Source organism: Yinghuangia sp. ASG 101, from assembly GCF_021165735.1.
GTDB lineage: Bacteria > Actinomycetota > Actinomycetes > Streptomycetales > Streptomycetaceae > Yinghuangia.
The window spans coordinates 1,555,526-1,581,189 of sequence record NZ_CP088911.1 but is presented as its reverse complement, the minus strand read 5'-3'; the positions used below and the strand labels follow the sequence as shown (position 1 = coordinate 1,581,189).

The 25,664-nt window shown below is 73.4% G+C and carries 22 protein-coding genes; 9 read left to right on the top strand and 13 right to left on the bottom strand.

The genetic code is table 11. The annotated features are described in order from the left end of the window. Positions 1 to 3 precede the first annotated feature (3 nt). From LO772_RS06470 to LO772_RS06460, 3 genes are all read right to left on the bottom strand, one after another. Positions 4 to 1,236 (bottom strand): low temperature requirement protein A, encoded by a 1,233-nt coding sequence (locus tag LO772_RS06470; RefSeq protein WP_231777409.1) that lies wholly within the window; start codon positions 1,234 to 1,236, stop codon positions 4 to 6. Positions 1,237 to 1,518: 282 nt separating this feature from the next. Beyond that, positions 1,519 to 1,857 (bottom strand): P-II family nitrogen regulator, encoded by a 339-nt coding sequence (locus tag LO772_RS06465; RefSeq protein WP_231777408.1) that lies wholly within the window; start codon positions 1,855 to 1,857, stop codon positions 1,519 to 1,521. Continuing rightward, on the bottom strand, positions 1,809 to 3,242 hold the full coding sequence (locus LO772_RS06460) for an ammonium transporter (protein ID WP_269453165.1): 1,434 nt from the start codon (positions 3,240 to 3,242) through the stop codon (positions 1,809 to 1,811). The genes LO772_RS06465 and LO772_RS06460 overlap by 49 nt, the downstream gene beginning before the upstream one ends. A gap of 400 nt (positions 3,243 to 3,642) precedes the next feature. On the opposite strand from LO772_RS06460, the gene LO772_RS06455 reads away from it, so the two are divergent. After that, positions 3,643 to 4,086, top strand: coding sequence for an SRPBCC family protein (locus tag LO772_RS06455; RefSeq protein WP_231777407.1), 444 nt, complete (start codon positions 3,643 to 3,645; stop codon positions 4,084 to 4,086). A 118-nt stretch (positions 4,087 to 4,204) separates the two neighbouring features. After that, a complete protein-coding gene (locus tag LO772_RS06450) occupies positions 4,205 to 4,705 on the top strand; it encodes a hypothetical protein (protein ID WP_231777406.1) in 501 nt (166 codons plus the stop codon). 21 nt (positions 4,706 to 4,726) lie between these two features. Here the strand turns inward: LO772_RS06450 and LO772_RS06445 are convergent, their stop codons facing one another. The 4 genes from LO772_RS06445 to LO772_RS06430 form a co-directional block, all read right to left on the bottom strand. Further along, positions 4,727 to 5,440: a M50 family metallopeptidase gene (locus LO772_RS06445; protein ID WP_231777405.1), complete on the bottom strand. Its 714-nt coding sequence runs from the start codon at positions 5,438 to 5,440 to the stop codon at positions 4,727 to 4,729. Between the two features lie 235 nt (positions 5,441 to 5,675). Beyond that, positions 5,676 to 6,599 (bottom strand): alpha/beta hydrolase, encoded by a 924-nt coding sequence (locus LO772_RS06440; protein WP_231777404.1) that lies wholly within the window; start codon positions 6,597 to 6,599, stop codon positions 5,676 to 5,678. Between the two features lie 373 nt (positions 6,600 to 6,972). Next, the gene (gene larC / locus LO772_RS06435) at positions 6,973 to 8,202 is read right to left on the bottom strand and encodes a nickel pincer cofactor biosynthesis protein LarC (RefSeq protein ID WP_231777403.1); all 1,230 of its coding nucleotides are present in this window, start codon (positions 8,200 to 8,202) and stop codon (positions 6,973 to 6,975) included. 91 nt (positions 8,203 to 8,293) lie between these two features. Beyond that, on the bottom strand, positions 8,294 to 9,613 hold the full coding sequence (locus tag LO772_RS06430) for a lactate racemase domain-containing protein (protein ID WP_231777402.1): 1,320 nt from the start codon (positions 9,611 to 9,613) through the stop codon (positions 8,294 to 8,296). A 100-nt stretch (positions 9,614 to 9,713) separates the two neighbouring features. On the opposite strand from LO772_RS06430, the gene uxaC reads away from it, so the two are divergent. From uxaC to LO772_RS06415, 3 genes are read left to right on the top strand one after another with little or no spacing between them, the layout of a single operon-like run. After that, a complete protein-coding gene (gene uxaC / locus LO772_RS06425) occupies positions 9,714 to 11,117 on the top strand; it encodes a glucuronate isomerase (protein WP_231777401.1) in 1,404 nt (467 codons plus the stop codon). After that, positions 11,114 to 12,481, top strand: coding sequence for a mannitol dehydrogenase family protein (locus LO772_RS06420; RefSeq protein ID WP_231777400.1), 1,368 nt, complete (start codon positions 11,114 to 11,116; stop codon positions 12,479 to 12,481). The genes uxaC and LO772_RS06420 overlap by 4 nt, the downstream gene beginning before the upstream one ends. Positions 12,482 to 12,519: 38 nt before the next feature. Next, positions 12,520 to 13,992, top strand: a complete 1,473-nt coding sequence (locus tag LO772_RS06415; protein ID WP_231777399.1) for a gluconokinase — start codon at positions 12,520 to 12,522, stop codon at positions 13,990 to 13,992. Positions 13,993 to 13,995: 3 nt separating this feature from the next. On the opposite strand, the gene LO772_RS06410 is transcribed toward LO772_RS06415, so the two are convergent. From LO772_RS06410 to LO772_RS06395, 4 genes are all read right to left on the bottom strand, one after another. Next, positions 13,996 to 14,142, bottom strand: a complete 147-nt coding sequence (locus tag LO772_RS06410; protein ID WP_331717314.1) for a helix-turn-helix domain-containing protein — start codon at positions 14,140 to 14,142, stop codon at positions 13,996 to 13,998. A gap of 228 nt (positions 14,143 to 14,370) precedes the next feature. Beyond that, positions 14,371 to 15,786: a xylulokinase gene (xylB, locus tag LO772_RS06405; RefSeq protein ID WP_231777397.1), complete on the bottom strand. Its 1,416-nt coding sequence runs from the start codon at positions 15,784 to 15,786 to the stop codon at positions 14,371 to 14,373. Between the two features lies 1 nt (position 15,787). Next, positions 15,788 to 16,945: a xylose isomerase gene (xylA, locus tag LO772_RS06400; protein ID WP_231777396.1), complete on the bottom strand. Its 1,158-nt coding sequence runs from the start codon at positions 16,943 to 16,945 to the stop codon at positions 15,788 to 15,790. A 140-nt stretch (positions 16,946 to 17,085) separates the two neighbouring features. Then, complete coding sequence (locus LO772_RS06395) at positions 17,086 to 17,511, bottom strand: MarR family winged helix-turn-helix transcriptional regulator (protein ID WP_231777395.1); 426 nt, start codon at positions 17,509 to 17,511, stop codon at positions 17,086 to 17,088. Positions 17,512 to 17,633: 122 nt separating this feature from the next. Here LO772_RS06395 and LO772_RS06390 point away from each other — a divergent pair, with 122 nt between their 5' ends. The 3 genes from LO772_RS06390 to LO772_RS06380 all read left to right on the top strand — a co-directional run bounded on the left by LO772_RS06390 (position 17,634) and on the right by LO772_RS06380 (position 22,453). Next, a complete protein-coding gene (locus LO772_RS06390) occupies positions 17,634 to 19,367 on the top strand; it encodes an ABC transporter ATP-binding protein (protein ID WP_231777394.1) in 1,734 nt (577 codons plus the stop codon). Beyond that, complete coding sequence (locus tag LO772_RS06385; RefSeq protein WP_231777393.1) at positions 19,364 to 21,382, top strand: ABC transporter ATP-binding protein; 2,019 nt, start codon at positions 19,364 to 19,366, stop codon at positions 21,380 to 21,382. Before LO772_RS06390 ends, LO772_RS06385 begins: the two co-directional genes overlap by 4 nt. Positions 21,383 to 21,499: 117 nt before the next feature. Further along, the gene (locus LO772_RS06380; RefSeq protein ID WP_231777392.1) at positions 21,500 to 22,453 is read left to right on the top strand and encodes an IS481 family transposase; all 954 of its coding nucleotides are present in this window, start codon (positions 21,500 to 21,502) and stop codon (positions 22,451 to 22,453) included. 207 nt (positions 22,454 to 22,660) lie between these two features. On the opposite strand, the gene LO772_RS06375 is transcribed toward LO772_RS06380, so the two are convergent. Continuing rightward, positions 22,661 to 23,698 (bottom strand): aldo/keto reductase, encoded by a 1,038-nt coding sequence (locus LO772_RS06375; protein ID WP_231777391.1) that lies wholly within the window; start codon positions 23,696 to 23,698, stop codon positions 22,661 to 22,663. A gap of 94 nt (positions 23,699 to 23,792) precedes the next feature. On the opposite strand from LO772_RS06375, the gene LO772_RS06370 reads away from it, so the two are divergent. Then, positions 23,793 to 24,482, top strand: a complete 690-nt coding sequence (locus LO772_RS06370; RefSeq protein ID WP_231777390.1) for a TetR/AcrR family transcriptional regulator — start codon at positions 23,793 to 23,795, stop codon at positions 24,480 to 24,482. A 70-nt stretch (positions 24,483 to 24,552) separates the two neighbouring features. Here LO772_RS06370 and LO772_RS06365 read toward each other — a convergent pair whose 3' ends face one another. Continuing rightward, positions 24,553 to 25,620 carry an NAD(P)H-dependent amine dehydrogenase family protein gene (locus LO772_RS06365; protein WP_231777389.1) on the bottom strand — a complete coding sequence of 356 codons (1,068 nt, stop codon included), beginning with the start codon at positions 25,618 to 25,620 and terminating at the stop codon, positions 24,553 to 24,555. Between the last annotated feature and the right edge of the window lie 44 nt (positions 25,621 to 25,664).

Here is a 25,664-nt window from a genome sequence, read left to right as displayed (position 1 = left end):
GCGTCAGGACGCGATCGCGGGACCGCCGCCCGAACTCACGTAGCGCCGGTGGGCCGTGACGACCTCGATCGCCACCAGCAGGGAGACGACCACGCCGGCCACCGCCGTCGCGGGTGCGGGCGGCAGGAACACCCCGGCCAGCACCACGACCACGCCGGCCGCCGTCCACTTGCGCAGGCGGTCCGGCCCGCACGGGTCGTTCGGGCGGACCGACATCGCCGCGACGGCGACGAGGAACAGCGCCAGCGGGACCGTGACCGCGAGCGCGGCCGTGCGTTCCGCGATCGCGTGCTCGCCGCCGTGCCCCGCGACCTGGGCCGCCGCGGTGGCCAGGCCGCCGCCGACCGCCGCGAGCGCCCCGAAGACGACGTAGTGGCCGTAGCCCCAGACGAAGGTGCGCACCGACGTGTCCGGGGAGTCCGCCCCCAGGGTGTCGAAGTAGAGCCACCAGCACGCGAACGCGATCAGCAGCCCGCCCGCCGCGACCGTCACGATCGACGCCGTGACGCCGAACTCGGTCGCGTCCTTCACCGCGACGGTCGCCGCCAACACCGACTCGCCGAGAATGATGAGCGTGAGCAGGCCGTACCGCTCGGATACGTGCCCGATGTGCCACTGGCCGGGGGAGTCGGAGCGCTCCGCGATGATCGGCACCGCGATCTCGGCCAGTATCAGCGGGACGAACACGGCCTTGAAGAACGTCTCCGAGTCGGGGATCACACTCAGCACCCACAAGACCTGCACGACGGCCATGCCGAGGCCGTAGCGCAGCGCGCGCCCGCGTACGCTCGGCTGCTGCCGGGCCACGCGCATCCACTGCGTGATCAACGCGACGCGCATGACGACGTACCCGGCGACGACGACGCGGTAGGTCTCGCCGTCGAACGCCTTCCCGACGCCCGACGCGAGGATCAGCACCCCGGCGATCTGTAGCAGCGTCAGCAGCCGGTACGGCACGTCGTCGCTGTCGTGTGCGGTGGCGAACCAGACAAACCCCATCCAGGCCCACCAGATGGCGAACATCAGCATGAGGAAGCCGATGACGCCGTCCGCGATGTGGCCGAGCGCGTAGTCGTGTTCGAGGGCCGCCGTCAGCTGCGAGACCGCGACCACGAAGCACAGGTCGAAGAACAGCTCCAACGGCGTCGCCGCCCGGTGCCCTTCGCCGGGGTCGCGGACCAGCGCCCCGCGTCTCCAGGGTTTGCCCGTCTTCACCAGCGCGTCCTCGACCGCCATGCTCCGCCGCTCCTCGACTCACCTCGCGTGCCGCCGTCCGGCGGCACCACACTTTCTCCCATCGGACCGCTCCGGAGCGCGCCGCGCGACTACGCCGAGCGCGAACCGGAAGCCCGGAAGCGCGGTGGCCGGACAGGGTGCCGGGGCTGTGAGAGCGCAAGACGCGGCCCCACGGGGCGAGTTCGCGGTGCCCCGCCGTCGACGCGCTCGTATCGGGGAGCCATACACCGGCGGTCCGCGACGTGCGGGTGCGGTCGGCGCGCGCGTCGGCCGTGCCGCCGCTCAGATGGCGTCCGGACCGCGCTCCCCGGTGCGCACGCGGATGACCGTCTCGACGGGGACGCTCCACACCTTGCCGTCGCCGATCTTCCCGGTACGGGCGGCCTGCGTGATTATGTGCATCACGTCGGCCGCGTCGTCGTCGTCCACGACGACCTCCAGGCGGATCTTCGGCACCAGGTCGACGCGGTACTCCGCGCCCCGGTACACCTCCGTGTGCCCGCGCTGCCGGCCGAAGCCGCTGGCCTCGGTGACGGTCAGCCCGTGCACGCCGAAGGTCCGCAACGCGCTCTTCACGTCGTCGAGTCGGTGGGGTTTGATGACCGCGGTGATGAGTCGCATGGCTCTTCTCGTGGCTGGGTCCGGGGGTGGGCGCGCGTCGGTGCCGCGTCGGTATATTGCCCCACCGCCGTACGGGGCTGCGCCGCCGCCCCAACCGATCCGAGGTCGTAGGCGGTCTCCGCGTGGACGGCCAGGTCCAGGCCGGCCTGCTCGTCGTCGGCCGGCGCCCGGAAGCCCATCGTCCGGTCGATGGCCTTGGCGATCAGGAACGTCGCGGTGAAGGAGAACAGCGCACACACCACGACCGCCACGACCTGCTTGCCCAGCAGCCCGGGGCCGCCGCCGTGCACGAGGCCGCGCGGGCCGCCGGTCACGCCGTCCCACGCGAACACGCCGATCAGGACCGTCCCGACCACGCCGCCGACGAAGTGCACGCCGACCACGTCGAGTGAGTCGTCGTACCCGAACCGGTGCTTCCAGCCGACCGCGTACGAGCACAGCACGCCCGCGCACAAGCCGATCACCAGCGCGCCCGGCAGGTCGACCACGCCGCACGACGGGGTGATCGCGACGAGACCGGCCACCGCACCCGAGGCCGCGCCGAGCGTGGTCGCGTGCCCGTCGCGCTTCTTCTCCACCAGCAGCCAGCCCAGCAGCGCCATGCACGCCGCGGCCTGTGTGTTGACCAGGGACTGCGCCGCGATGCCGTTCGCGCCGAGCGCCGAGCCCGCGTTGAAGCCGAACCACCCGAACCACAGCAGGCCCGCCCCGAGCATCACGAGCGGCAGGTTGTGCGGGCGCATCGGGTCGCGTTTGAAGCCCAGGCGCGGGCCCAGCACCAGGGCGACGGCGAGGCCGGCGGCGCCGGAGTTGATCTCGACGACGAGGCCGCCCGCGAAGTCGAGCGCGCCCAGCTGCTCCTTGATCCAGCCGTCCGGGCCCCACACCCAGTGCGCGACGGGCGCGTACACGAGCGTCACCCACGCCGCGCAGAACACCAGCCACGCGCGGAACCGCGCGCGGTCCGCGATGGCGCCGCTGATGAGGGCCACGGTGATGACCGCGAACGTCAGTTGGAACGCCATGAAGACCAGCGGCGGCACGCTGCCGGTGAGCGAGTCGGGCGTCATGCCGTGCAGGAACACCTGCCCGAGGCCGCCGATGACACCGCCGCCCGCGTCGTCGCCGAACGCGAGGGACCAGCCGTACGCGAACCACACGAGCGACACGACGGCGATCGCCGCGAAGCTCATCATGATCATGTTCAGCACGCTCTTGGCGCGGACCATGCCGCCGTAGAACAGCGCGAGGCCCGGTGTCATCAGCAGCACCAGCGCGGTGGCGACGAGCAGCAGCGCGGTGTCCCCGGCGTTCAGTTCCGAGGGTGCGGCCAAGAGCGTGGGCGCGGCCGGTGGTGGCGGCGATATCGCGGCGACGGCGGACATCTGCCCCCCTTTTCGTGTCCGTCGGTGCGCCCGGCGGCTGCGCGGGGCCCACCCAGGGTGGGGACGTCCGGTTTCCTGCGGCGCACCCGGAAGTTACGTGCGCGTTACGCGAACTGGTGGTGTGTTACTTCGGTGTTGCCCTGCCGTGTCGGATTCCTCACCGCGTGCGAACCGGCTCACCGGATCGAAACCTGGAGGGCCATCGCGACACATGCGCGAAACACGGGGGTGCGGGCCGGGGTGTCGTCGGGGCCGGGGCTCGCGGCGTTCGGACGATCCATCGAACGGCGAAACCTCTTCACCCCCGCAGGATTCGGCCCCGAGCGCGGCGAAGTGGTTTGCTGTTGCCTCCGATCGGGGCGGAGCGGCCCCGGTCACACCCGAACATCGAGGAGTGGTCATGGGGCAGGTCAACGCGGATGCGTCGCGCGACGTCGCGGGGGAGCCGGATGCCGTGTTCGCGGCGCTGGCCGACTACGCGGAGACGCGCCCGAAGCTGCTGACCGAGCACTTCTCCGAGTACGAGGTCCGCGAGGGCGGCAAGGGCGAGGGGACGCTCGTGCACTGGCGGTTCCAGCCGACCAAAAAGCGCTCCCGCGACTGCCTGTTCGCGGTGACCCAGCCCGCGGAGCGCACGCTAGTGGAGACCGACCGCAACTCCAGCCTGGTCCACACCTGGACGGTCGAGCCGTCGGGCGCCGGACGCAGCCGGGTCAACGTCAACACCCGCTGGGAGGGGGCGGGCGGCATCGGCGGGTTCTTCGAGAAGACCTTCGCCCCGTCCGGCCTGCGCAAGATCTACGACGACATTCTGGCCCGCATCGACGAGACGCCGGTGGCCTGACGGGAAGGGCGCGCCGGTCGCCGCCGCGTGGTGCCCGGCGGCCCGCCGCCGGGCGATCGCGGTCGTCGCGCGGGAAAACCGGGTGCGGGTGGTCGTGCCGCCACCTACCGTGCGGGGCATGCGTGTGGTTTTCACCAAGGGGACCGGGACGAGCTACGCCGTCGCCGTGCACCGGGAAACCGGTGCCGCGCTCGCGCCGCGCAACGGGCCGGGCGGGCACCAGTATCTCCCGCACGACTTGGTGCATTTCCTCGTCGAGACGGAGGCGCGCATCAAGTCGGGCGTCTACGGGCGGTTGGCCGCGGGTGACAACGGCCTGTTCTGGCCCGCCGACCCGGTGGAGCGCGCGAAGGCCGCCCGGCGCCGCAGGGCGAAGGACGCGAAGTCGTCCCCCGAGGTGCGGGCCGACATGGTCCGCTCCGAGGAGTTGGTCGGTCTCGCCGTCCCGCTGTGGGAGCTGCGGCGCGGCCACGTGCGGGAGTTGCCCGCGTATGTGACGGCGAAGGGCGTTCCGGCGGTGGTCGAGCGGATCGTGGCGCGGTGCGACGACCACGCCGACCGCTGGCACGCGCTGCCGGTCGGCGGGTCGCTCACGCTGACGTGGGTGCCGCCCGCGTAGTGCGCCCTGCCGCGGGCGGCGTCAGGTGGCCAGCAACCACCCGGCCGCGGTCCCGAACGCCGTCACCGACACCAGCGCGAACAGGCCGACCCACGCCGCGCCGGGGATCTTGGTGAGTGTCGCGAGCTGGTCGGCGTCCGACCATTGGGCCTGTCCGCGGCGGCGCATCTGCTGGAGTTCGATGACCGGGCGGATCCCGGACGCGAGCAGGAACCACACCAGCAGGTAGGCGAATCCGGCCTGCACGTCCGGCTTGGCGAGCCACGACACGGCGAAGACCACGCCGCCGACGAGGATCAGCGCGAAGGCGCCGTACAGGTTGCGGATCATCAGCAGCATCAGCGCGAGCCACAGCAGCGTGATCCACAACGTCATGGTGATGTGCCCGGACGCGAGGAGGGCCGCGCCTCCGGCACCGAGCAGCGACGGCGTGACGTACCCGGCGAACGCCGTGATCACCATGCCGAATCCGGTCGGCTTGCCCACCGACACGGTCACCCCGGACGTGTCGGAGTGCAGGCGTATGCCGGTCAGGCGCCGACCGGTGAGCAGCGCGGCCAGGGCGTGCCCGCCCTCGTGGGCGATCGTCACGACGGTGCGCAGCGGGCGCCAGATCGGGCGGTACAGGACGCAGAGGATCGCGGCGACGCCCGTGACGGCGATGAGCCAGCGCGGCGGGTCGGGTTGCGTGCCGACCACGCGGTCCCACAGCTCCTGCAACGAAACCGTCTCCACGCCCGCCCGCCCTCCGACCTCGCCTGATTGCCCCGTACGGGACCCAGACGTGCCGGTTGACGCCCGTGGTTCCCGAGCGCAAATTGTGGGCCCGAACGAGTGGCGACTCCCCGGGAACCGGGCGGTTGCCCCCCGGCGGTCCGGCCGCGCGCGGTCGCGGGCCCCTCGGCCGGCCCACCCGCCGGCCCGCGGACATCCGCGACGCGGACGCGGACTCCGGTGCCGCGCCCGCGCCTTACGGCTTCTCGAACGCGGTCCGCAGCGCGGCGTACGAGCTTTGGACGGCCTCCGCGGCGGGCGGGATGAATTCCGCGAAGCTCACGAAGCCGTGGCCGAGATCCGCGTAGTCCTCCAACATGGTCGGCACGCCGGACGCGCGCAACGATTCGGCGTAGGCGGTGCCTTCGTCGTGCAGGGGATCCATCCCCGCGACCACCACGAGGGCCGGGGCCAGGCCCGACAGGTCCTCGTTGAGGCCGATCGCGCCGTACGGCAGGCGCTGGTCCTCGGGGATCCGCCCGTGGTAGTGCGTGTGGAACCAGGCCATGGAGTCCGGTGTGAGCAGGATGTCGTCGGTGTTGCGCCTGCGCGATTCGGTCGGCACGCCCGTGTCCGGGTACCAGAGCAGCTGGAAGTGCGGCTGCACCCCGCCGCGGTCGCGGACCATGAGGCACACGGCCCCCGCGAGTGTCGCCCCCGCGCTGTCCCCGGCGACCGCGACGCGTGCCGGGTCGGCGCCCAGTTCGGCGGCGTGCGCGCGGACCCAGGTGTACGCGGCGTACGCGTCCTCGTGCGCCGCCGGAAACGGGTTCTCCGGCGCGAGCCGGTACGCCACCGACACGACGACGCACTCCGCCTCGCGCGCGAGGATCCGGGCGACCGCGTCGTGGGTCTCCAGGTCGCCGATGCAGAACCCGCCCCCGTGGAAGAACACGGTCACCGGAAGCCCCGGCTCGTTGCTCGGCGCGTACACGCGCACCGGCAACGCGGGTGCTTCCGCCGGACCCGGGATCGTGTGGTCCTCGACACGCGGCAGCGGCGTCGTCACCGGCCGCGCGGGCAGATCGTCGGAGAGCGCCCGCACGTCCGCGGGGTGCCCGGTGAGAACCGGCCGCGGGATCGCGTGGAGAAAAGCGGCGAACTCGGCGTTGAGCGGCATCTGCGTCTGGCCCCTTCGTCGACCGGGTCCCCCCGGCACCGAACACCGGCCGTGGCACTGTACGGGCCGCCGCCCGAACCCGGGAAGAGCACGCCCGCACCGGCCCGCGCCCGCGGGGCGGGGAACGCCGCGCCGGAGGGCAGGTTGGCCGGAACCGTCGCGTACACACGGGCCCGGGGCCGAGCACGCCCGCACGGGCGCCGCGCCCTTCGGGCGGGGAGCAGCGCGCCCGGGGCAGGTCGACGGCGACCATCGCGCACACACGGGCGGACGATCGGGTCGGTCGGTGAGGCCGCCGGGGTCGGTGACGCGGGTGTCGAGGTGCGAGCGGTGAGTGGTGTCCGCGGGCGCAGGCGCCGGACACACCGGTGGCTCACGCGCGGCCGGGCAGCGCGTCCAGGGTGATCCCGAGGGCGGCCAGCGACGCGCCCGGGGTGAGCCCGGCGTTGTGGGCGGCGGTGGTCGCGGCGGTGAGGACCACGTGGACCGGGAGGGCTCGCGCGGCGGCCAGCTCGGCGGCGTCGGCGTACTCGGGGGTCGCCTGGACGACCGTGCCGTCGCGATGGCCGACCTTGACCGGGAGCCGGGTGCCGTGGACGGCGACGTGGGTCCAGCCTCGGGCCAAGGTGCTGCGGGTGACGGGGTGTTCGCGGACGCCCAGGGTGCTGGTCAGGCGGAACACCGCGTCGCGGAGGGAGGCTGTGTGGTTGGCGGGGGCCAGGACGCTCAGGGTGTGGGCCGGGCGGCCCTTCTTCATCAGGACGGGGACGAGCCAGGCGTCGTGGGCGCCCGCGTCGAGGAGGGCGGTGAGGACGCTCGGCCAGGCGCGGGGGTCCAGGTCGTCGACGTTGGATTCGAGGAGGACGGCGGAGGCGGTTGCGGCCTCGTCGGGTGCTCCGAGGAGGACGCGCACGACGTTGGGGCGCCCGGGGACATCGCGCGTGCCGGCGCCGACTCCGGTGGCGTGCAGGCGCATGGGGGAGAGGGCGGCGCACGTGCGGGCCAGGGTGGTGACGAGGGCGACGCCGGTGGGGGTGGCGAGTTCGCCGTCGCCTCCCGCGAACACCCGCCAGCCGCCGCACAGTTCGGCGACGGCCGGGGCGGGGACGGGGAGTTCGCCGTGCGCGGTGTGAACGCGGCCGGAGCCGACGGCGATCGGGCTCGCGGTGACGCCCGTGACCCCGAGGTCGTGGACGGCCGCGCAGGTGCCGACGACGTCGGCGATCGAGTCCCAGGCGCCGACTTCGTGGAAGTGGACGTCGTCCACGGCGGTGCCGTGCACGCGGGCCTCGGCGGCGGCGAGGCGGGCGAAGACCGCGAGGGCGTTCTCGCGTACGGGAGCCGGGAGTTCCGCGCGCGTCAGGAGACCGCGTACGTCGTGCCACGTGCGGTGCGCGTGGTCGTGGCGCGCCGGGGAGACGGTGACGTACGCCGCGCGGAGCCCGGCCCGCCGGACCTCCTCGCACGCGAGCGCGACCTCGCCGGGGACGACGGCCTCCACCGCGGCGCGCACGGCCGGCAGCGCGGCGCCCGCGTCGACCAGCGCCGCCAGCAGCATGTCCCCGGCGACACCGGCGGAGCAGTCGATCCAGGCACGGGTCATACCGGCACCTCCCGCCCCCGCGCCGCCGCCCGCGCCGCGACGCGCCCGCCCGCGCGCCGGCCGGCGTCGGCCGAGGAGCGTGCCGTGGCGTTCACGGGCGCGGCCCGCGCAACCGGTGCAGGATCTCGCCCGCCTGCGGCACGACCAGCGTGTCGGGGTCGGCGGCGTACGCCTCGATGTCCACCGAGGCCGGATCGAGGTGGCCGAGGTTGGCTCCCCGCACGACGTCGGGCGGGATCGCGGTCGCCAGGGTCACCGCCACGCGGCAGCGCTCGCCCGTCGACGGGTCGTACGTCCCCGCGCCCCGCAGGTGCGTCGAGTGCGCGAGGACGCCCCAGGGCAGGTGCCGGAAGCGGTCCCACTGCCGGGTGAAGTAGTCGCGGCAGTGGTAGCCGATCCGTTCGATCTCGGGGTGCGTCTCCGAGATGGTCCGCACGTGCGGCGCGTACAGGATGACCTCGCCGCCGTCCGCGACGACCGGTTCGAGTTTGTAGAAGCCCTTCGCGGCGGTCCACATGTCCTCGTACTTGGCCGGGATGAGGGACAGAACCCGCTTCACCGGCGCGTCGAGGTAGCGCACGTGGGTCTCGGCGGAGACGTCGGCCGCCGCCGCCCAGGCCTGTTCCGGCGGGCCGTACGCCATCGCGTGCAGCCGCCCGGAGCCCGACTCGACCACGACGCACAGCGCGAGCCGCCGCGTCGGGATCAGCGACGCCGCCTCGTCGATCAGCGCGCGGACCGGGGTGGTGCCGCGCGTTCCGATGATCTCCGCGCTGGAGATCAGCGCGCCGAGCCAGTGCGACAGGTCGATGATCTCGGCCCCGGCGACGCCCGGGAAGAAGTATTTGTTGCCGCCGGAGAAGCCGACGACCTCGTGCGGGAAGACCGGTCCGATCACCAGGGCGATGTCGTGCTCCACCACGGCCCGGTTGAGGCGGACGTCCACCTCCTCGCGCAGCAGGCCGCCCGACAACGCGCCCACGCGGTCCGCGCCGATCGTGCCGACCGACACGAACGCCGAGGGCTCCCACCACGCGTGGTTGAGCACCGTCATACCCGGCAAGGGGGGCGCGTGCGCGGCGAGTTCGGCGTCGCCCATGGGGGCGTGGGTGCCCAGCGCGACCAGCACGGTGAGCCGGGTGACCCGCCCGTACAACGCCTCGTGCACGGCCGAGAGCAGCAGCGGCAACGGGCAGCTGCGCGTCCCGTCGGGGACGACGAGGCACACGCTGCGGCCGTCGAACTCGCCGTCGGCCAACCGCTCCGCGACGAAGTCCCGCACCTGCCGTTCGGTGAGGACGGTGCCGGGTCCGCCGATGCGCGGCGTCACCGGGAGCGGCGCCGCGCCGGGGGAAATCGGCGGTTCGGTACCGGTTTCCGCCCTCGCGATGTCACCCGTCTCGCTCGTCATGGCGGCCAGCCGACCACGGTGCGGCACGTGGTGCAAGTGGGCCTGGCAACTGACGGCAACCGGTTGCCGCCCGGAGTGCGCGAAGACGACCATGCGATTCATGCCGTCCCTTCACCCGGATCGCCTGTTGCCCGTCGACCCCGGTGTGCGCGCTCTCGCCCGCCGCCTCTACGACGCCGTGCGGGATCTGCCCATCCTGTCGCCGCACGGCCATGTCGACGCGCAACTGCTGGTCGACGACGCGCCGTTCGGCGACCCGGCGAGCCTCCTGATCTCGCCCGACCACTACGTCACCCGGCTGCTGCACGCCCAGGGCGTCCCCCTCTCCCGGCTGGGGGTCGGACGCGGGCCGCTGCCCGAGGCCGACGCCCGGGCCGCCTGGGCCGCGCTGTGCGAGCACTGGCCCGTTTTCCGCGGTACGCCCGTGCGCTACTGGCTGGAATCCGAGCTGGCGGACATCTTCGGCGTCACCGAACGGCCCGGCCCCGACACCGCCGACGCGATCTACGACCGGGTCGCCGCGCGCCTCGCCGAACCGGCGTACCGCCCCCGCGCGCTGTTCCGCGGCTTCGGCATCGAGGTGCTGGCCACCACCGACGACCCCTGCGCCGACCTCGCCGCACACCGCACGCTCGCGCACGACCCCGACTGGACCGCGCGGGTCATCCCCACCTTCCGGCCCGACCGCTACCTGGAGCCGGCCCGCGACGACTGGACGGAGTCCGTCGCGCGCCTCGCCGCCGCGGCCGACACCGACACGTCGCACTACGACGGCTACCTGCGCGCCCTCGAAGCCCGGCGGCGCGTGTTCGTCGAGCACGGCGCGACGTCCGCCGACCACAGCCACGCCGACGTCGGCAGCGACCCGCTGACCCACAAGGAGGCCGCGGACATCTACCGCGCGGCGCTCGACGGCACCGCGACCGCGGCCGAGGCCACCGCGTTCCGCCGCCACATGCTCTTCGAGATGGCCCGCATGTCGTGCGACGACGGCCTCGTGATGACGCTGCACCCGGCCGTACGCCGCAACCACCACACGCCCACGCTGGAGCGGCACGGCCCCGACACCGGCCACGACATCCCGCTGCGCGTCGAGTTCACCGACGCGCTGCGCCCCCTCCTCGAACGCTTCGGCACGGCCGAGGGCTTCCAGGTCGTGCTGTTCACCCTCGACGAGACCGTGTTCTCCCGCGAGATCGCGCCGCTCGCCGGCTTCTACCCGTCGGTGTACGCCGGGGCGCCCTGGTGGTTCCTCGACGCCCCCGACGCCATCCGCCGCTTCCGGCGCGCGGTGACCGAGACCGCGGGCTTCTCGCGGACGTCCGGCTTCGTCGACGACACGCGCGCCTTCTGCTCCATCCCGGCCCGGCACGACATGTCCCGCCGGCTCGACTGCGGGTTCCTCGCCGAACTCGTCGCCGAACACCGCCTCGACGAGGACGAAGCCCTGGAAACGGCGGTGGAGTTGGTCACCGTCAACCCGCGGAAGGCCTTCCGGTTGTGAGCACCGCCCCGCCCGCCCGGCACCTGTCCCGCGCCGGACACCCGGCCGCCCCCGTACGCCTGCTCCACCTCGGCCTCGGCGGCTTCTTCCGCGCCCACCAGGCCTGGTACACCGCCCACGCGCCGGACGCCGACCGCTGGGGCATCGCCGGCTTCACCGGGAGCAGCACGGACACCGCGCGGCGCCTCACCGCCCAGGACGGCCTCTACCACCTCGTCACGCGCGCCGCCGACGGCGACCGCTTCGAGGTCGTCGGCTCGCTGGCCGCCGCCCACCCCGGCGGGGACCACGCCGCCTGGCTCGCCTACTGGCGGCGGCCCGAACTCGCCGCCGTCACGCTGACGGTCACCGAGGCCGGGTACGGGCGCGACACCGCCGGGCGCCTCGACATCGACCGCCCCGCGCTCCGCGCCGACATCGCCGCACTCCGCGCCGACCCCGGGGCCTTGGTCGCCACCGCCCCCGCCCGCCTCCTCGCGGGCCTCGCCGCCCGGCGCCGCGCCGGCGCCGGACCGGTCGCGATCGTGCCGTGCGACAACCTCCCCGGCAACGGCGCCGCGACCGCCGGCGTCATCCGCGAACTCGCCGACGCCGTCGGCACGGAACGGCTGCGCGCCGCCGCCGGACACGCGTCGTACGTCACCTCCGTGGTCGACCGGATCACCCCGTACCCCACCGACGAGGACGCCCGCACGGTACGCCGCGCCACCGGATGGGACGACTCCGCACCCGTGGTCACCGAGCCGTTCTCCGAATGGGTGCTCAGCGGCGACTTCCCCGCCGGACGCCCCCGCTGGGAGGACGCCGGCGCGCGCTTCGTCGCCGACACCACACCCCACGAGGAACGCAAGCTGTGGCTCCTCAACGGCGGCCACTCGCTGCTCGCGTACGCCGGACCGCTGCGCGGCCACACGACGGTCGCCGAGGCCGTCGCCGACCCGGTGTGCCGCGGCTGGCTGGACCGGTGGTGGGCCGAGGCGTCGAACCAACTCGCCCTGCCCGCGGCGGATCTGACGGCGTATCGGACCGCGCTCACGGACCGCTTCGCGAACCCCCGCATCCACCACACCCTCGCGAAAATCGCCGAGGACGGCAGCCGGAAACTCCCCGTGCGCGTGCTGCCCACCCTCCGCGCGGAACGCAAGCAGGGCACGCTGCCCGACGGCGCGATCCGCGTCGTCGCCGCGTGGCTGCTGCACCTGCGCGGCCTCGGCGCACCCGTACGCGACGCCGCCGCCCCCGACGCCGCCGGCCCGCTGCCGACCGCGGCGGCCGGCGTCGTCGCGGCGCTCGACCCCGCCCTGGCCCGCGACCGCGAACTGATCGACGCCGTCGCGTCCCGGGCCCAAGAACTGGCACCGTGACCGGGACCGGCGCGTCCGCACCGGGCGGAAGGGTCGGTATGAGACCCGACACGGGCCCCGGCGACGTCGTCATCGGCCTGGACATCGGCACGACCGCCGTCAAGGCCGTCGCCTTCGGCGTCGACTCCCCGCGACGGCACCTCGCCCTGTGCGAGATCGACCCCGGCCCCGAACAGGACACCGCGCGCATCTCGGCCGCGATCACCAGGTCCCTGGCCCAATGCGTCCACGCGTGCGGCGACGCGCGCGTGCTGGCCGTCTCGGTCAGCACCGCGATGCACGGCCTGATCGCCCTCGACGCCGACCTGTGCCCGCTCACCCCCCTCGTGACCTGGGCGGACGGCCGCGCGGCGGAGCAGGCCCGAGCGCTGCACGCGTCCGGGCGGGCGGCCGAACTGCACCGCGTCTCCGGAGCGCCCGTCCACCCCATGACGCCGCTGGCCAAACTCCTGTGGTTCCGCGAACACGACCCCGGGCTGTGGGCCCGCGCCCGCTGGTGGGTCGGCCTGAAGGACTACGCGCTGTGGCGGCTGACCGGAACCCTCGCCACCGAGCTGTCCTCGGCGTCCGGCACCGGCATGCTCGCCATGGCCGCCCGCGACTGGAACCCCGCGGCGCTGCGCCTGACCGGTGTCGCCCCCGAACAACTCCCGCCCGTCCTGCCCACCACCGCCGTCCTGGAGATCGCGCCGGCCACGGCACGGGACACGGGGCTCGCCCCCGGCACCCCCGTCGTCGCGGGCGCCGCCGACGGCCCGCTCGGCAACCTCGGCACCGCCGCGACGGCGCCCGGCGTGGCCGGGCTCTCCCTCGGGACGAGCGGCGCCGTACGCGCGGTGGTACCCGAGCCGTACGCCGACCCCGAGGGCCGCCTGTTCAGCTACGCCCTGACCGACTCCGCGTGGGTGATCGGCGGGGCGATCAGCAACGGCGGAGCGGTCGTCCGGTGGGCGGGGGGCGTCTTCGCCGCCGACCTCCCCGCCGACTCCCACCGCGACGCGGCCCTCCTCGACCTCGCCGCCGACGCGCCCGCGGGCTGCGACGGCCTGACGATGCTCCCCGACCTGCTGCCCGAACGCGCGCCGCTGTGGGACCCCGAGCGGCGCGGCGCCTTCCTGGGCCTGTCCCACCGGCACACACGCGGCCACTTCGTGCGCGCCGCCGTCGAAGGCGTCGCACGGCGTCTCGCGACCGTCGTCGACGACCTCGAACGCGTCCACCCCGTCACCGCGGTCCGCATCACCGGCGGCGCCTTCCGCTCGCCGGTGTGGCGCTCCGTCGTGGCCGCGATGGTCGACCGCCCCACGGTCTTCACCTCCGGCGCGGAGGGCTCGGCCCTCGGCGCGGCGGCCCTGGGGCTGTACGCCCTCGGCCTGGCCCCGACCCTCGACGCGGCACCGGCCCTCCTGGACCCGTCGTGCACGCGGGGCGAACCCGTCGCCACCTCCGCGGCCGACGCCGCGACCTACCGCACCCTGCGCCGGAACGCCGCCGACCGCCGGGGCGGATAGCCGTCACCGCTCCCGCCGGAACTCCGCGGGCGTCTGCCCCGAATACGCCCGGAACGCCCGGCTGAACGCGCTCGCGCTGTCGAACCCGACGGCCGTGGCGACCCCGAGCACCGTGTCATCGTGCCGCACCAGCCGCACCAGCCGCGTCATCGCGTCCGACAACCCGCTGTGCGGCTTCCGATGAGGAGCGAGCGGAACCGCCCGGAAAAGGTCGGGCCCGCCCTCGTGCCTGAAGGGCGGGCCCGGGCGAGGGGCGGCCTGGGGCCGCCTGCTCGCGTTCTTGGGGAGGAACTGCCTGACCAGCGTAACCACACTGCGGGCGAGGTTTCGCGCGGGGCAAGGCGTTGTCGCAAGTTGCCTCCCCCGATGGGCGTGCATCTATGCGTCGGGTTCGGGGCGTTCGAGGAAGTGGCGGCGGGCCGCGGCGTAGCGGGCGCGGACCGACGCGTCGGAGCGGGTGGGGGAGTTGGTGCGGTGCGGAACGGGCCACGGGGGCGGGTCGGGGGTGCCGAGGAGCGACCAACTTGCCTGTCGGGCGGCGCCGATGGCCACGTACTCGGCGGAGTCGGGGATCGCGGTGGGGAGTTCGAGGAGCGCGGGGGCGATGTCGGCGATCGCGGGGGAGCGGGCGGCGCCGCCGGTCAGGATGACGCGTTCGCCGCGTACTCCCGCCGCGGCCAGCGCGTCGACGGCGTCCGCGAGTCCGCACAGCATGCCCTCGACCGCCGCGCGGGCCATGTGCGCGGGCGTCGCGGTGCGCGTCGTCAGTCCGTGGACGGCTCCCGTGGCGTGCGGCAGGTCGGGCGTGCGTTCCCCGGCGAGGTACGGGACGACGACGAGGCCGTCCGCGCCCGGGGGTACGGACAGGGCCAGTGCGGCGAGGCGTTCGTGGCCGACACCGAGCACGCGTGCCGCGGCGTCGAGCACCCGCGCGGCGTTGAGGGTGCACACCAGCGGCAGGAAGCCGCCCGCGGCGTCCGCGAATCCGGCCACCAGCCCCGTCGGATCCGCGGTCGGGACACGGGAGTTCGCGTACGCGGTGCCCGAGGTGCCGAGGGAGACGACGAGGTCGCCCGGGCCGGTGCCGAGGCCCAGCGCGGCGGCCATGTTGTCGCCGGTGCCGGCCGAGACCAGGGCCCCCGCGGGGGTGGTGCCGACCGCCTCCGCGGGGCCGGCGACGCGGGGCAGCACGGGAGTTCGGCCGAACGCGAGCCGGAGCAGGTCGTCGCGGTACGCCCCGTCCTGAGGGGACCAGTAGCCGGTGCCGGACGCGTCGCCGCGATCCGTGGCGAGGTCCGCGGGGTCGCCGCCGCCGGTCAGCCGCCACGTGAGGTAGTCGTGTGGGAGGCACACCGCCGCGACCCGCTCGGCGGCGCGGGGTTCGTGGTCGGCGAGCCAGCGCAGCTTGGTGACGGTGAATGACGCGACCGGCACCGATCCGACGGCCTCGGCCCACGCGTCGGCCCCGCCGAGTTCCGCGACGAGGTCGGCCGCGGCCCCGGCCGAGCGCGTGTCGTTCCACAGCAGCGCGTCACGGACCACGCCGCCGTCGTCGTCGAGGCCGACCATGCCGTGCTGTTGCGCGGCGACGCCGACCGCCGCGACGTCGTCGAGCCCGCCGGCGTCGTCCGCCGCGCGGAGCAGGGCCCGCCACCACGCCTCCGGGTGCACCTCGGTGCCGTCCGGGTGCGGGGCGCGGCCCTCGCGGACGACGGCTCCCGTGTCGGCGTCGCAGACGACGACCTTGCACGCCTGGGTGGAGGAGTCGACGCCGGCCACGAGACGGGCCGCCATGTCAGCGCGCGCCCAGGATGTGCTCGACGGAGAGCTGGTCCAACCTCTCGTAGCCGTACCCGCGTTCGGCCGCCGCGTCGAGGTCGAAGCGGTCACCCGCGAGGTCGGCGTACGTCTCGCCGGGTGCGAGCGTCGGTACCGCGAGGTCGCCGACACCGGCGGCGGCCATCGCGTCGCGGACCTCCGGGTCGGCACGGAACGCGCGGGCGCGTTCGCGCAGCAGCAGGTACGTGCGCATGTTCGCGGCGGCCGACGCCCACACCCCGGCGGAGTCCTCGGTCCGCAGCGGCTTGTAGTCGAAGTGCCGGGGGCCGTCGTAGCCGCCGTGTTCGAGCAGGTCGACCAGGAAGAACGCGCTCTTCAGGTCGCCGTGCCCGAAGACGAGGTCCTGGTCGTACTTGGGTCCGTGCTGCCCGTTGAGGTCGATGTGGAACAGCTTGCCGGCCCACAGTGCCTGCGCGGCGGCGTGCACCATGTTGAGACCGGCCATCTGCTCGTGGCCGACCTCGGGGTTGACGCCGACCATTTCGGGGTGTTCGAGGCGTTCGATGAACGCGAGGGCGTGCCCGACGGTGGGCAGGAAGATGTCGCCGCGCGGCTCGTTGGGCTTGGGCTCCAGCGCGAACCGCAGGTCGTGGCCGCGGTCGCGCACGTAGTCGCACAGGATGTCGACGGCTTCCTTGAACCGGTCCAGCGCGGCCCGCACGTCCTTGCCGGCATCGGATTCGGAGCCTTCCCGGCCGCCCCAGAACACGTAGGTCCGGGCGCCGAGTTCGGCGGCGAGGTCGAGGTTGCGCATGACCTTGCGCAGCGCGTGCCGGCGGACGCCGCGGTCGTTGGCGGTGAACGCGCCGTCCTTGAAGACCGGGTGGGTGAACAGGTTCGTGGTCGCCATCGGGACGACCAGGCCGGTCGCGTCGAGCGCCGCGCGGAACGCGGCGACGGCCTTGTCGCGCGCGGGTTCGTCGGAGCCGAAGGGGATCAGGTCGTCGTCGTGGAAGGTGACGCCGTACGCTCCGGCCTCGGCCAGCCGGTGCACGGCCTCGGCCGGGTCGAGCGGCGCCCGGGTGGCGTCGCCGAACGGGTCGCGCGCCTGCCAGCCGACCGTCCACAGCCCGAAACTGAACCGGTCCTCGGGGAGCGGGGTCAGACGCGTCATGGGTGCCTCCGGGTATTAAATCCAATGAATGGATTAATATGCGGAGCACCAGCTAACAGGGCGCGTTCGCGGGTGTCAATGGGCGGCGGAGGCGAGGCCGACCGGCGGTGCGGGTGTGTGGGCCCGGCCGCGTGGCCGCGCTACTCCCGGGACCCCAGTGCCTCCGCGAGTGCGTCGAGGGCCGCCTTCACCCGCTCGACGCGCGCGGGGTCGTCCGCGCCCAGTGCCTTGGCCACGGCCTCGTCGATCGGGGCCGGCGGGCGCTGCGCGGCGCGGCGGCGGGAGTCGTCGGAGAGGCGCACGAGGGTGCGGCGCCGGTCGAGCGGGTCGCTCTCCGTGGTGACAGTTCCCCGGTCGCGCAGCCGCGCCACGCACGCGGACACCTGGCTCTGCGGGAGCTTCACGCGCGCGGTGATGTCCGAGATCGAACTCTCCGGATTCTCCGCGATGTCGAACAGGATGGCCCGCGTCGGGCCGCTCAGGCGCTCCAGCCCCATGCCCGGCATGGATTGCTCGCCCAGCTTCATGAGGTCGCGGCCCAGTTGGAACAGCTCGTATCCGTCCACGTCGACAATATTACATCAAAAAAGATGCATCTACCTTGATGTAACTCCCGGTCGCGGGTTAACCTCGGCGAACTCCCCCGCTGCCCCTGCCGCGCGCAGGCCGACACCGTAATGAGACACGCGTGTTGATCCGATTGCTCCTGCCGTACACCCGCCCCTACCGGCGGGTCATCGGCGCGGTGCTGCTCCTCCAGGTCGTCCAGACCGCCGCCGCGCTCTACCTGCCCGACCTGAGCGCCGACATCATCGACAAAGGCATCCTGCGCGGCGACACCGACCACATCTGGCGCGTCGGCGGGATCATGACCGCGGTCTCGCTGGTGCAACTCGGGTGCGCGGTCGCCGCCGCCGTGCTCGGCGCCCGCGTCGCCGCGGAACTCGCGCGCGACATGCGGGCCGCGCTGTTCGCGCACGTGCAGTCCTTCTCCGCGAAGGAGCTGAACCACTTCGGCGCGCCGTCGCTGATCACCCGCACCACCAACGACGTGCAGCAGATCCAGATGCTCGTCCAGATCACCCTGACCTTCATGGTCACGGCGCCGATCACGCTCGTCGGCGGCGTCGTCTTCGCACTCGGCCAGGACGTGCCGCTCTCGCTGCTCCTCGTGGTCGTCGCGCCCGTGCTGGCCATCGCGATCCGGGCCATCGTGCGCCGCATGACGCCGCTGTCCGCTGCCCTCCAGACCGCCATCGACGCGGTCAACCGCATCATGCGCGAACAGATCACCGGCCTGCGCGTCATCCGCGCCTTCGGCAAGGAGGACCACGAGCACGCGCGCTTCGCCGGCGCCAACGACGAACTCACCGACGTCTCCCTGCGCGTCGGGAAACTCATGGCGGTGCTCCAGCCCGCCGTCACCGCGGTCGCCGGGGTGGCCGGCGTCGCCGTCGTGTGGTTCGGCGCCGGGCGCATCGACGACGGCGCGATCGACGTCGGGGCGCTGTCGGCGTTCCTCGGGTACGTCATGCAGATCCTCGGCGCGGCGATCATGGCGACGTACCTGCTCCGGCAGCTCCCCCGCGCGGAGGTCTGCGCGGAACGCGTGCGGGAAGTCCTCGACACCACCGGCACCGTCGCCCCGCCCGCCCGCGCCGTCACGGCACTCGTGCACCCCGGCCGCGTCGAGCTGCGCGACGCCGGGTTCCGCTACCCGGGCGCGGAGGCGGCGGTCGTGAGCGGCGTCGGGTTCACCGCCCACCGCGGCGAGACCGTGGCCATCGTCGGCGGCACGGGCAGCGGCAAGAGCACGCTGCTGAGCCTGGTGCCCCGGCTCGCCGACGCCTCCGAGGGCGCCGTCCTCGTCGGCGGCGTCGACGTCCGCGATCTCGACCGCGCGCTGCTGAGCCGCACGGTCGGGTACGTCCCGCAACGCCCGTACCTGTTCTCCGGAACGGTCGCCACCAACCTGCGCTTCGGTGCCCCCGACGCCACCGACGACGACCTGTGGCGGGCCCTGGAGATCGCCCAGGCACGGGAGTTCGTCGAGGCCCTGCCCGAAGGCCTGGACGCGCCGATCTCCCAGGGCGGGACGAACGTCTCCGGCGGCCAGCGCCAACGGCTCGCGATCGCCCGCGCGTTGGTCGGCCGGCCCGACGTCTACCTGTTCGACGACTCGTTCTCCGCGCTGGACTACACGACCGATGCCTGCCTGCGCGCGGCCCTCGCCCGCGAGACCACCGGCGCCACGGTCCTCATCGTCGCCCAGCGCGTCAACACCATCCGCGACGCCGACCGCATCGTCGTCCTCGACGAAGGACGCGTGGTCGGCGTCGGAACACACCACGAACTGCTGGCCGGCAACGCGACGTACCGCGAGATCGTGCTGTCGCAGCTCACCGAGGCGGAGGCGGCATGATCAGGCGCCGGAGACACCACGACGGCGAGGACCCGTCGGCGCACGCCGGCCCGGAAACCGGCCGCGACCCCGCCGAGGCCCCGGACGCCGGCGCGTCCCGGGGCGCGGCCGGGCCCTCGCGGCGCCCCGACCGGTCGGCGGACGCGCGCGGCGCCGTGCGGCGGTTGCTGCCCCGGATCCGTCGCGAGCGCGGGCTGCTGGCCGGGATCGTCGTGCTCAGCGTGCTCAGTGTCGCCCTGACCGCCGCCGGCCCGTGGCTGCTGGGCCGGGCCACCGACCTCATCCTGGCCGGCTCGGTCGGACGGGAGTTCTCGCCGGACGTCGACCGCGACACCGCACTCGACGGGCTGCGCGACGACGGCCACGGCACCGTCGCCGACATGCTCGGCGCGCTGGACTTCACCCCCGGGTCCGGCATCGACTTCGGCGCGGTCGGCCGCGTACTGCTCTTCGCGACGCTGGTGTACGTCTTCGCCGCGGTGTTCACCATCGCGCAGGGCTGGATGGCCAACCTCGCCGTCCAGCGCATCCTGCGCAGACTGCGCGAGGACGTCGAGGCCAAGATCTCCCGGATCCCGCTGGGCTACTTCGACGGCCGGCGGCGCGGCGAGATCCTGAGCCGCGTCACCAATGACATCGACAACCTCGGCAACGCCCTGCAACAGGCGTTCGGCCAGCTCATGATCCCGGTGCTCAGCATCGTCGGCATGCTCGCGGTGATGTTCTGGATCTCGTGGCTGCTGGCCCTGATCGCCCTGGTCACGGCGCCGCTGTCGGTCCTCGTGGTCGTCGTGCTCGCCAAGCGCGCGCAGCCGTCCTTCACCGACCAGTGGAGGCAGACCGGCCGGCTCAACGGCCACATCGAGGAGATGTACACCGGCCACGCGCTGATCAAGGCGTTCGGGCGCGAGGAGTTCGCGCAGGAGGTCTTCGCGGAGGGCAACACCGACGTGGCGTCCGCGACCCGCAAGGCCACCGCGGTGACCGGCGGCATCCAGCCGGCGATGATGTTCCTCGGCAACCTCAACTACGTGCTCATCGCGGTCGTCGGCGGCATCCGCGTCGCGGCGGGCGCGCTGACCGTGGGCGACATCCAGGCGTTCATCCAGTACTCGCGCCAGTACAGCCAGCCGTTCTCGTTCGTCGCGGGCATGGCCGGCACCGTGCAGTCGGGGCTCGCGTCGGCCGAGCGCGTCTTCGAACTGCTCGACGCCCCCGAGCAGTCGCCCGACCCGGAGACCGAGCCCGCGGGCGTCCCGGAGACCCAGGGGCGCGTCGCCTTCGAGGACGTCTCCTTCCGGTACGCCGCCGACAAGCCCCTCATCGAGAAGCTGTCGCTGGTCGCCGAACCGGGCCACACCGTCGCCATCGTCGGCCCGACGGGCGCCGGCAAGACGACGCTGGTCAACCTGCTCATGCGGTTCTACGAGGTCGACGACGGCCGCGTCACCCTGGACGGCGTCGACATCGCGGAGATGTCGCGCGCCCGGCTGCGGTCCCGGATCGGGATGGTCCTCCAGGACACCTGGCTCTTCGGCGGGACGATCGCCGAGAACATCGCGTACGGCGCCGACGACGCGACGCGCGAGCAGGTCGTCGCGGCGGCGAGGTCCGCCCACGCCGACCGGTTCATCCGCACCCTCCCCGACGGGTACGACACGCTCATCGACGACGACGGCGGCTCCGGGGTGAGTGCGGGGGAGAAGCAACTCCTCACGATCGCCCGGGCGTTCCTCGCCGAGCCGGACATCCTCGTGCTCGACGAGGCGACCAGTTCGGTCGACACCCGCACCGAGGTCCTCATCCAGCAGGCCATGGCCCGCCTCCGCGAGGGCCGCACCGCGTTCGTCATCGCGCACCGGCTGTCGACCATCCGCGACGCCGACACGATCGTCGTCATGGAGAACGGCGGCATCGTCGAACAGGGCGACCACGACGGCCTCCTGGCCGCGAACGGCGCCTACGCACGCTTGTACGCGGCGCAGTTCGCCGAGGCGGTGGCGGAGGTGGATTAGCTGTACTGCCCATTGAGGTTGGTGACGGATCGCACGAGGGTGCGGGGTTGAACAGGTGAGGGCCTTCCTTGTTCGGTGTGGATTGCGACATCTGCACCGACTGCAAGTAAGGCCCTCATGCTCCACCGTAATGCACCTCTGTCCGAGACCGGCCGGCTGCGTCTGGCCCGCTGCATCGTCGTGGACGGCTGGCCGCCGCGCCGTGCGGCGGAACGCTTCCAGGTCTCGCACACCACCGCGCGCCGCTGGGCGGCGCGCTACCGCGAACACGGCGAGGCCGGCATGCGCGACCGCTCCTCGCGTCCGCACGCCAGCCCGCGCCGGACCCCGACGCGGACCGAACGCCGGATCGTCAAGGTCCGGGTCCTCAAGCGCTGGGGCCCGGCCCGGATCGCCTACCTGCTCCGGCTGAATCCGTCCACCGTGCACCGCGTCCTGACCCGCTACCGCCTCGCGCGGCTCGCGCACCTGGACCGCACCACCGGCCGCCCGGTCCGCCGCTACGAACGCGCCGCGCCGGGCGAACTGGTCCACGTCGACATCAAGAAGCTCGGCCGGATACCCGACGGCGGCGGTCACCGCGCACTCGGCCGCGCGGCCGGCAAGCCGAACTCCACCGGCACCGGCTACGCCTACCTCCACAACGCCGTCGACGACCACTCCCGCCTGGCCTACAGCGAGATCCACGGCGACGAGCGCAAGGAGACCGCCATCGCGTTCTGGACCCGCGCCCGGGCGTTCTTCGCCGAGGCCGGGGTCACCGTCGAACGCGTGCTGACCGACAACGGCTCGTGCTACCGCTCGAAACTGTGGGCCAACACCCTTGCCGCGCAAGGAATCACACACAAACGCACCCGGCCCTACCGGCCGCAGACCAATGGCAAGGTCGAACGGTTCAACCGCACCCTGCTCGACGAATGGGCCTACGCCACCGCCTACCGGAGCGAGGCCGAACGCCGCGAAGCGTTCGGCCCCTGGCTCCACTCCTACAATCACCACCGCGGACACACCGCACTCGGCGGCAAACCACCCGCCAGCCGCGTCACCAACCTCACAGGGCAGTACAATTAGCCCGGGGCTCGTGGACCCTGGCGTCGCTCGCGCCGTGCCGGGCCCGGCGGCGCTCCCGAGCCCGGCTTCGCACCGCGCCTCGCGGTGTCGCCGAATCCTCCACGCACGAGACGCGTTCGGATCCGGCGGCGTGCGACGCACGGCACGAAGGAGGGCCGCAGGCGCGGCGCGACGTGAGCGACACCATCGCCCCGCCCGCGGTATGGCTCACGCGGGGTGCGGCGGTGCCAGGAAGGCGCGGCGCTCGTGCAGGAAATCGTGCGGGTAGCCCAGGGTGACCGCCGTCGCCGCGTCCAGCCGGGCGACGTGGTCCGCGTCGAGCCGGATGTCCAACACCCCGAGGTTGTCGCGCAGTTGCTCGGGCGTCCGGGCGCCGATGATGGGCATCAGCCCGTGTTCGCGCACCCAGGCCAGGGCGATCCGCGCCGCCGGGAGGCCCGTCTCGGCGGCGATCTCGGTCACCGCGTCCAGCGCCCGCCGCCGCGCACCGGACAACCGGTCGGCGTCCTGCCGGGGCTTGCCGCTCAGCAGACCGCGCGCGAGCGGACTCCAGGCGGCGACCGCGATGTCCAACGCGCGTGCCATGGGCAGCAGTTCGCGGTCCGGAGAGCGCGCCGCGAGGGAATACTCGATCTGCATCGCGCAGAACGCCGTCCAGCCGCGCAGCTCGGCGATCGCCTCGGAGCGCGCGACGACCCACGCGGGCATGTTGCTGACCCCGATCGCGAGGACCTTGCCCGCACGGACGAGATCGTCGAGCGCGCGCAGCGTCACGTCGACGGGGGTGCCCTGGTCCCAGGCGTGCACCCACAGGATGTCGAGGTGGTCGGTGCCGAGCCTGCGCAGGCTCGTCTCGACGCTCGCGCGCAGGTTCTTGCGGTGGTTCCCGGACGCGTTCGGGTTGGCCTTGTCCGTCGGGAACGTGTATTTGGTGCCGAGGACGACCGCGTCGCGCTCGGACGCCACGAGGCGCCCCAGGATGCGTTCGCTCTCGCCCTCGGTGTAGTTGTCGGCGGTGTCGACGAAGTTGCCGCCGGCCTCGCGGTACGTCTCGTACACCCGGCGCGCGACCGACTCGTCCGCCCCGAAGCCCCACTGCGTGCCGAACGTCATGGTGCCCAGGCACAGCTCACTGACGCGCAGGCCCGAGCGGCCCAGGACGCGCAGCCGCATGCCGGTGCCGGTGCCGGTGTCCGAACCGGGGTCCGAGCCCGGTTCCGCCCGCTCGTGGATCGCAGATGACATCCATGCCCCTCAATCGGCCCGTCGGTACGTCCCCCGGCGGCAAAAACTATACTTGTTAGTCTAGTTTGTCGAGAGTTCTGCTACCGTGCTCCGCATGGGTTCACCGGCCGACACCGACGACAGCGGAGGGCCCGGTGGCGTCGCGGAGCCGGTCCGGGCGGGCCGTCCCCGCCGCGGCGGCCGACCGACACTCGCGCAGGCCGAGCAACTGAGCCGCCGCGTCCGCGAGCACGCGCTCGAGCTGTTCCTCGAACACGGCTACGACGGCACGTCCATGGACGCCATCGCCGCCGCCGCCGGCACCACCAAGGCCTCGCTCTACGCCCGGTTCCCCAGCAAGGACGCGGTCTTCGTCTCCGTGCTCAAGTGGGCCGTCGGCCGCCCGGACTGGCCCGTCCCCGAGCCGCCGGCCCCCGATCTCGACGACCTCGAAGGCGCCCTGACCGCCATCGCGCACATGGCCGCGAACCGCGCCCTGCACCCGTCCATGGTCAAACTCAGCCGCGTCGCCGCCGCGCACGCCGAGCGCTTCCCCGACGTCGCGCGCCGCACCAGCGGTTTCAGCCGGCGCCACGAACTGCTGGTCGAACTGCTCGCGCGGCACACCGCGGCGGGCCGCATCGTCGCGGACGACCCGGAAGTCCTCGCGGAGCATTTCCTCGGCATGGTCGCCGGTGTGCCGGCCCGCCTCGCGTCGTTCGGCACTGTCCGCAGCCAGGCCGACCACGAACACCACATCGCGGTCGCCGTCCGGCTGTTCATGCGCGGTCTGCGCCCCGACTGAGGCCCCGGAACCCGCCGAACGACCGGGCTGTTCGACGGGTTCCGCGCGCACTACGGGCCGGACCGACCGCTCAGGCCATCGGCCCGACGATCTTCGGAAGGTCGAACGCGGTACGGATCCCCGGCGCCGCCTCGACCACGTAGGGGACGGCGTTCACCGCCGGGTTCGCGGTGTAGCCCGGTGTCGTCTGCGCCTGCACGTCGAACGACATCTTCGGGAACATCAGGTCCAGCGTCATCGACGCGTCGCCGTCGATCACGACCCGCCAGCCGTTGCTGCGCAGTTCCCAGTCCTGGTCGATCTCCGTGGTGCAGTACCACGTCGCGGTGAACCGCATCAGCTCCTTCCCGCCGCGGAGTCCGGCCACCGTGATGCGCTGCGCGCCCACCGTGCCCTTCTTGACGGTGCCCGCGGCGATCTCGACGTCGCGCGTGGTCGTCGCGACCTCGCCGGACGCCTCCAGCGACTCGATCGGCAGGCCGACGGCCTCCGCGACGTTGGCGAGCGACGGGCCGAAGCTCGTGCGCGCGTGCGTCAGCCGCGCCTCGGAGAAGTCGCCCACGGTCTTGCCGAAGCCCATGACGTGGAAGAGCATGTCGGGCGAGTTCCGCGAGGAGCAGTCCGCGAACTCGTGGATCGACAGGCCGTTGAGCTGCCGCTGCATCGACAGCAGGGCCAGCGGCACGGTCTCGGTGATGAAGCCGGGGCTGCTGCCCGTGCTGTGCAGCGACGTGCCGCCCTCGGCACACGCCGCCTCGACCCGCGCGCGCATCGCGGGGTCCATGCTCGCGGGGCGGTGGAACTCGCCGCGCGTGGTCACCACGTTGGCGCCGGACGCGAGCAGCCGGCAGACCTCGTCGAGGTCGAGCTTGGCGGCCATGTAGAGCACGCAGTCCGCGTCCAGGGCGATGATGTCGTCGATGTCCCGCGTGGCGGTGACACCGGTCTCCTCGAGCCCGCACAGCTCGCCGGCGTCCCGGCCCGCCTTGCTCTCGGAATGGACGTACAGCCCGGCCAGCGTCAGCCGGGGGTGTCGGATGATCTGGCGGAGCGAGCGCGTCCCGACGTTGCCGGTGGCCCACTGGACGACGCGGAACGGCTGTGAAGCCGAAGCGGAGCCGTCTGACTGGTCTTGCAACGGACTGGCGTTCACCCGAACCTCCGGAGGATGCCCCGGCCTTC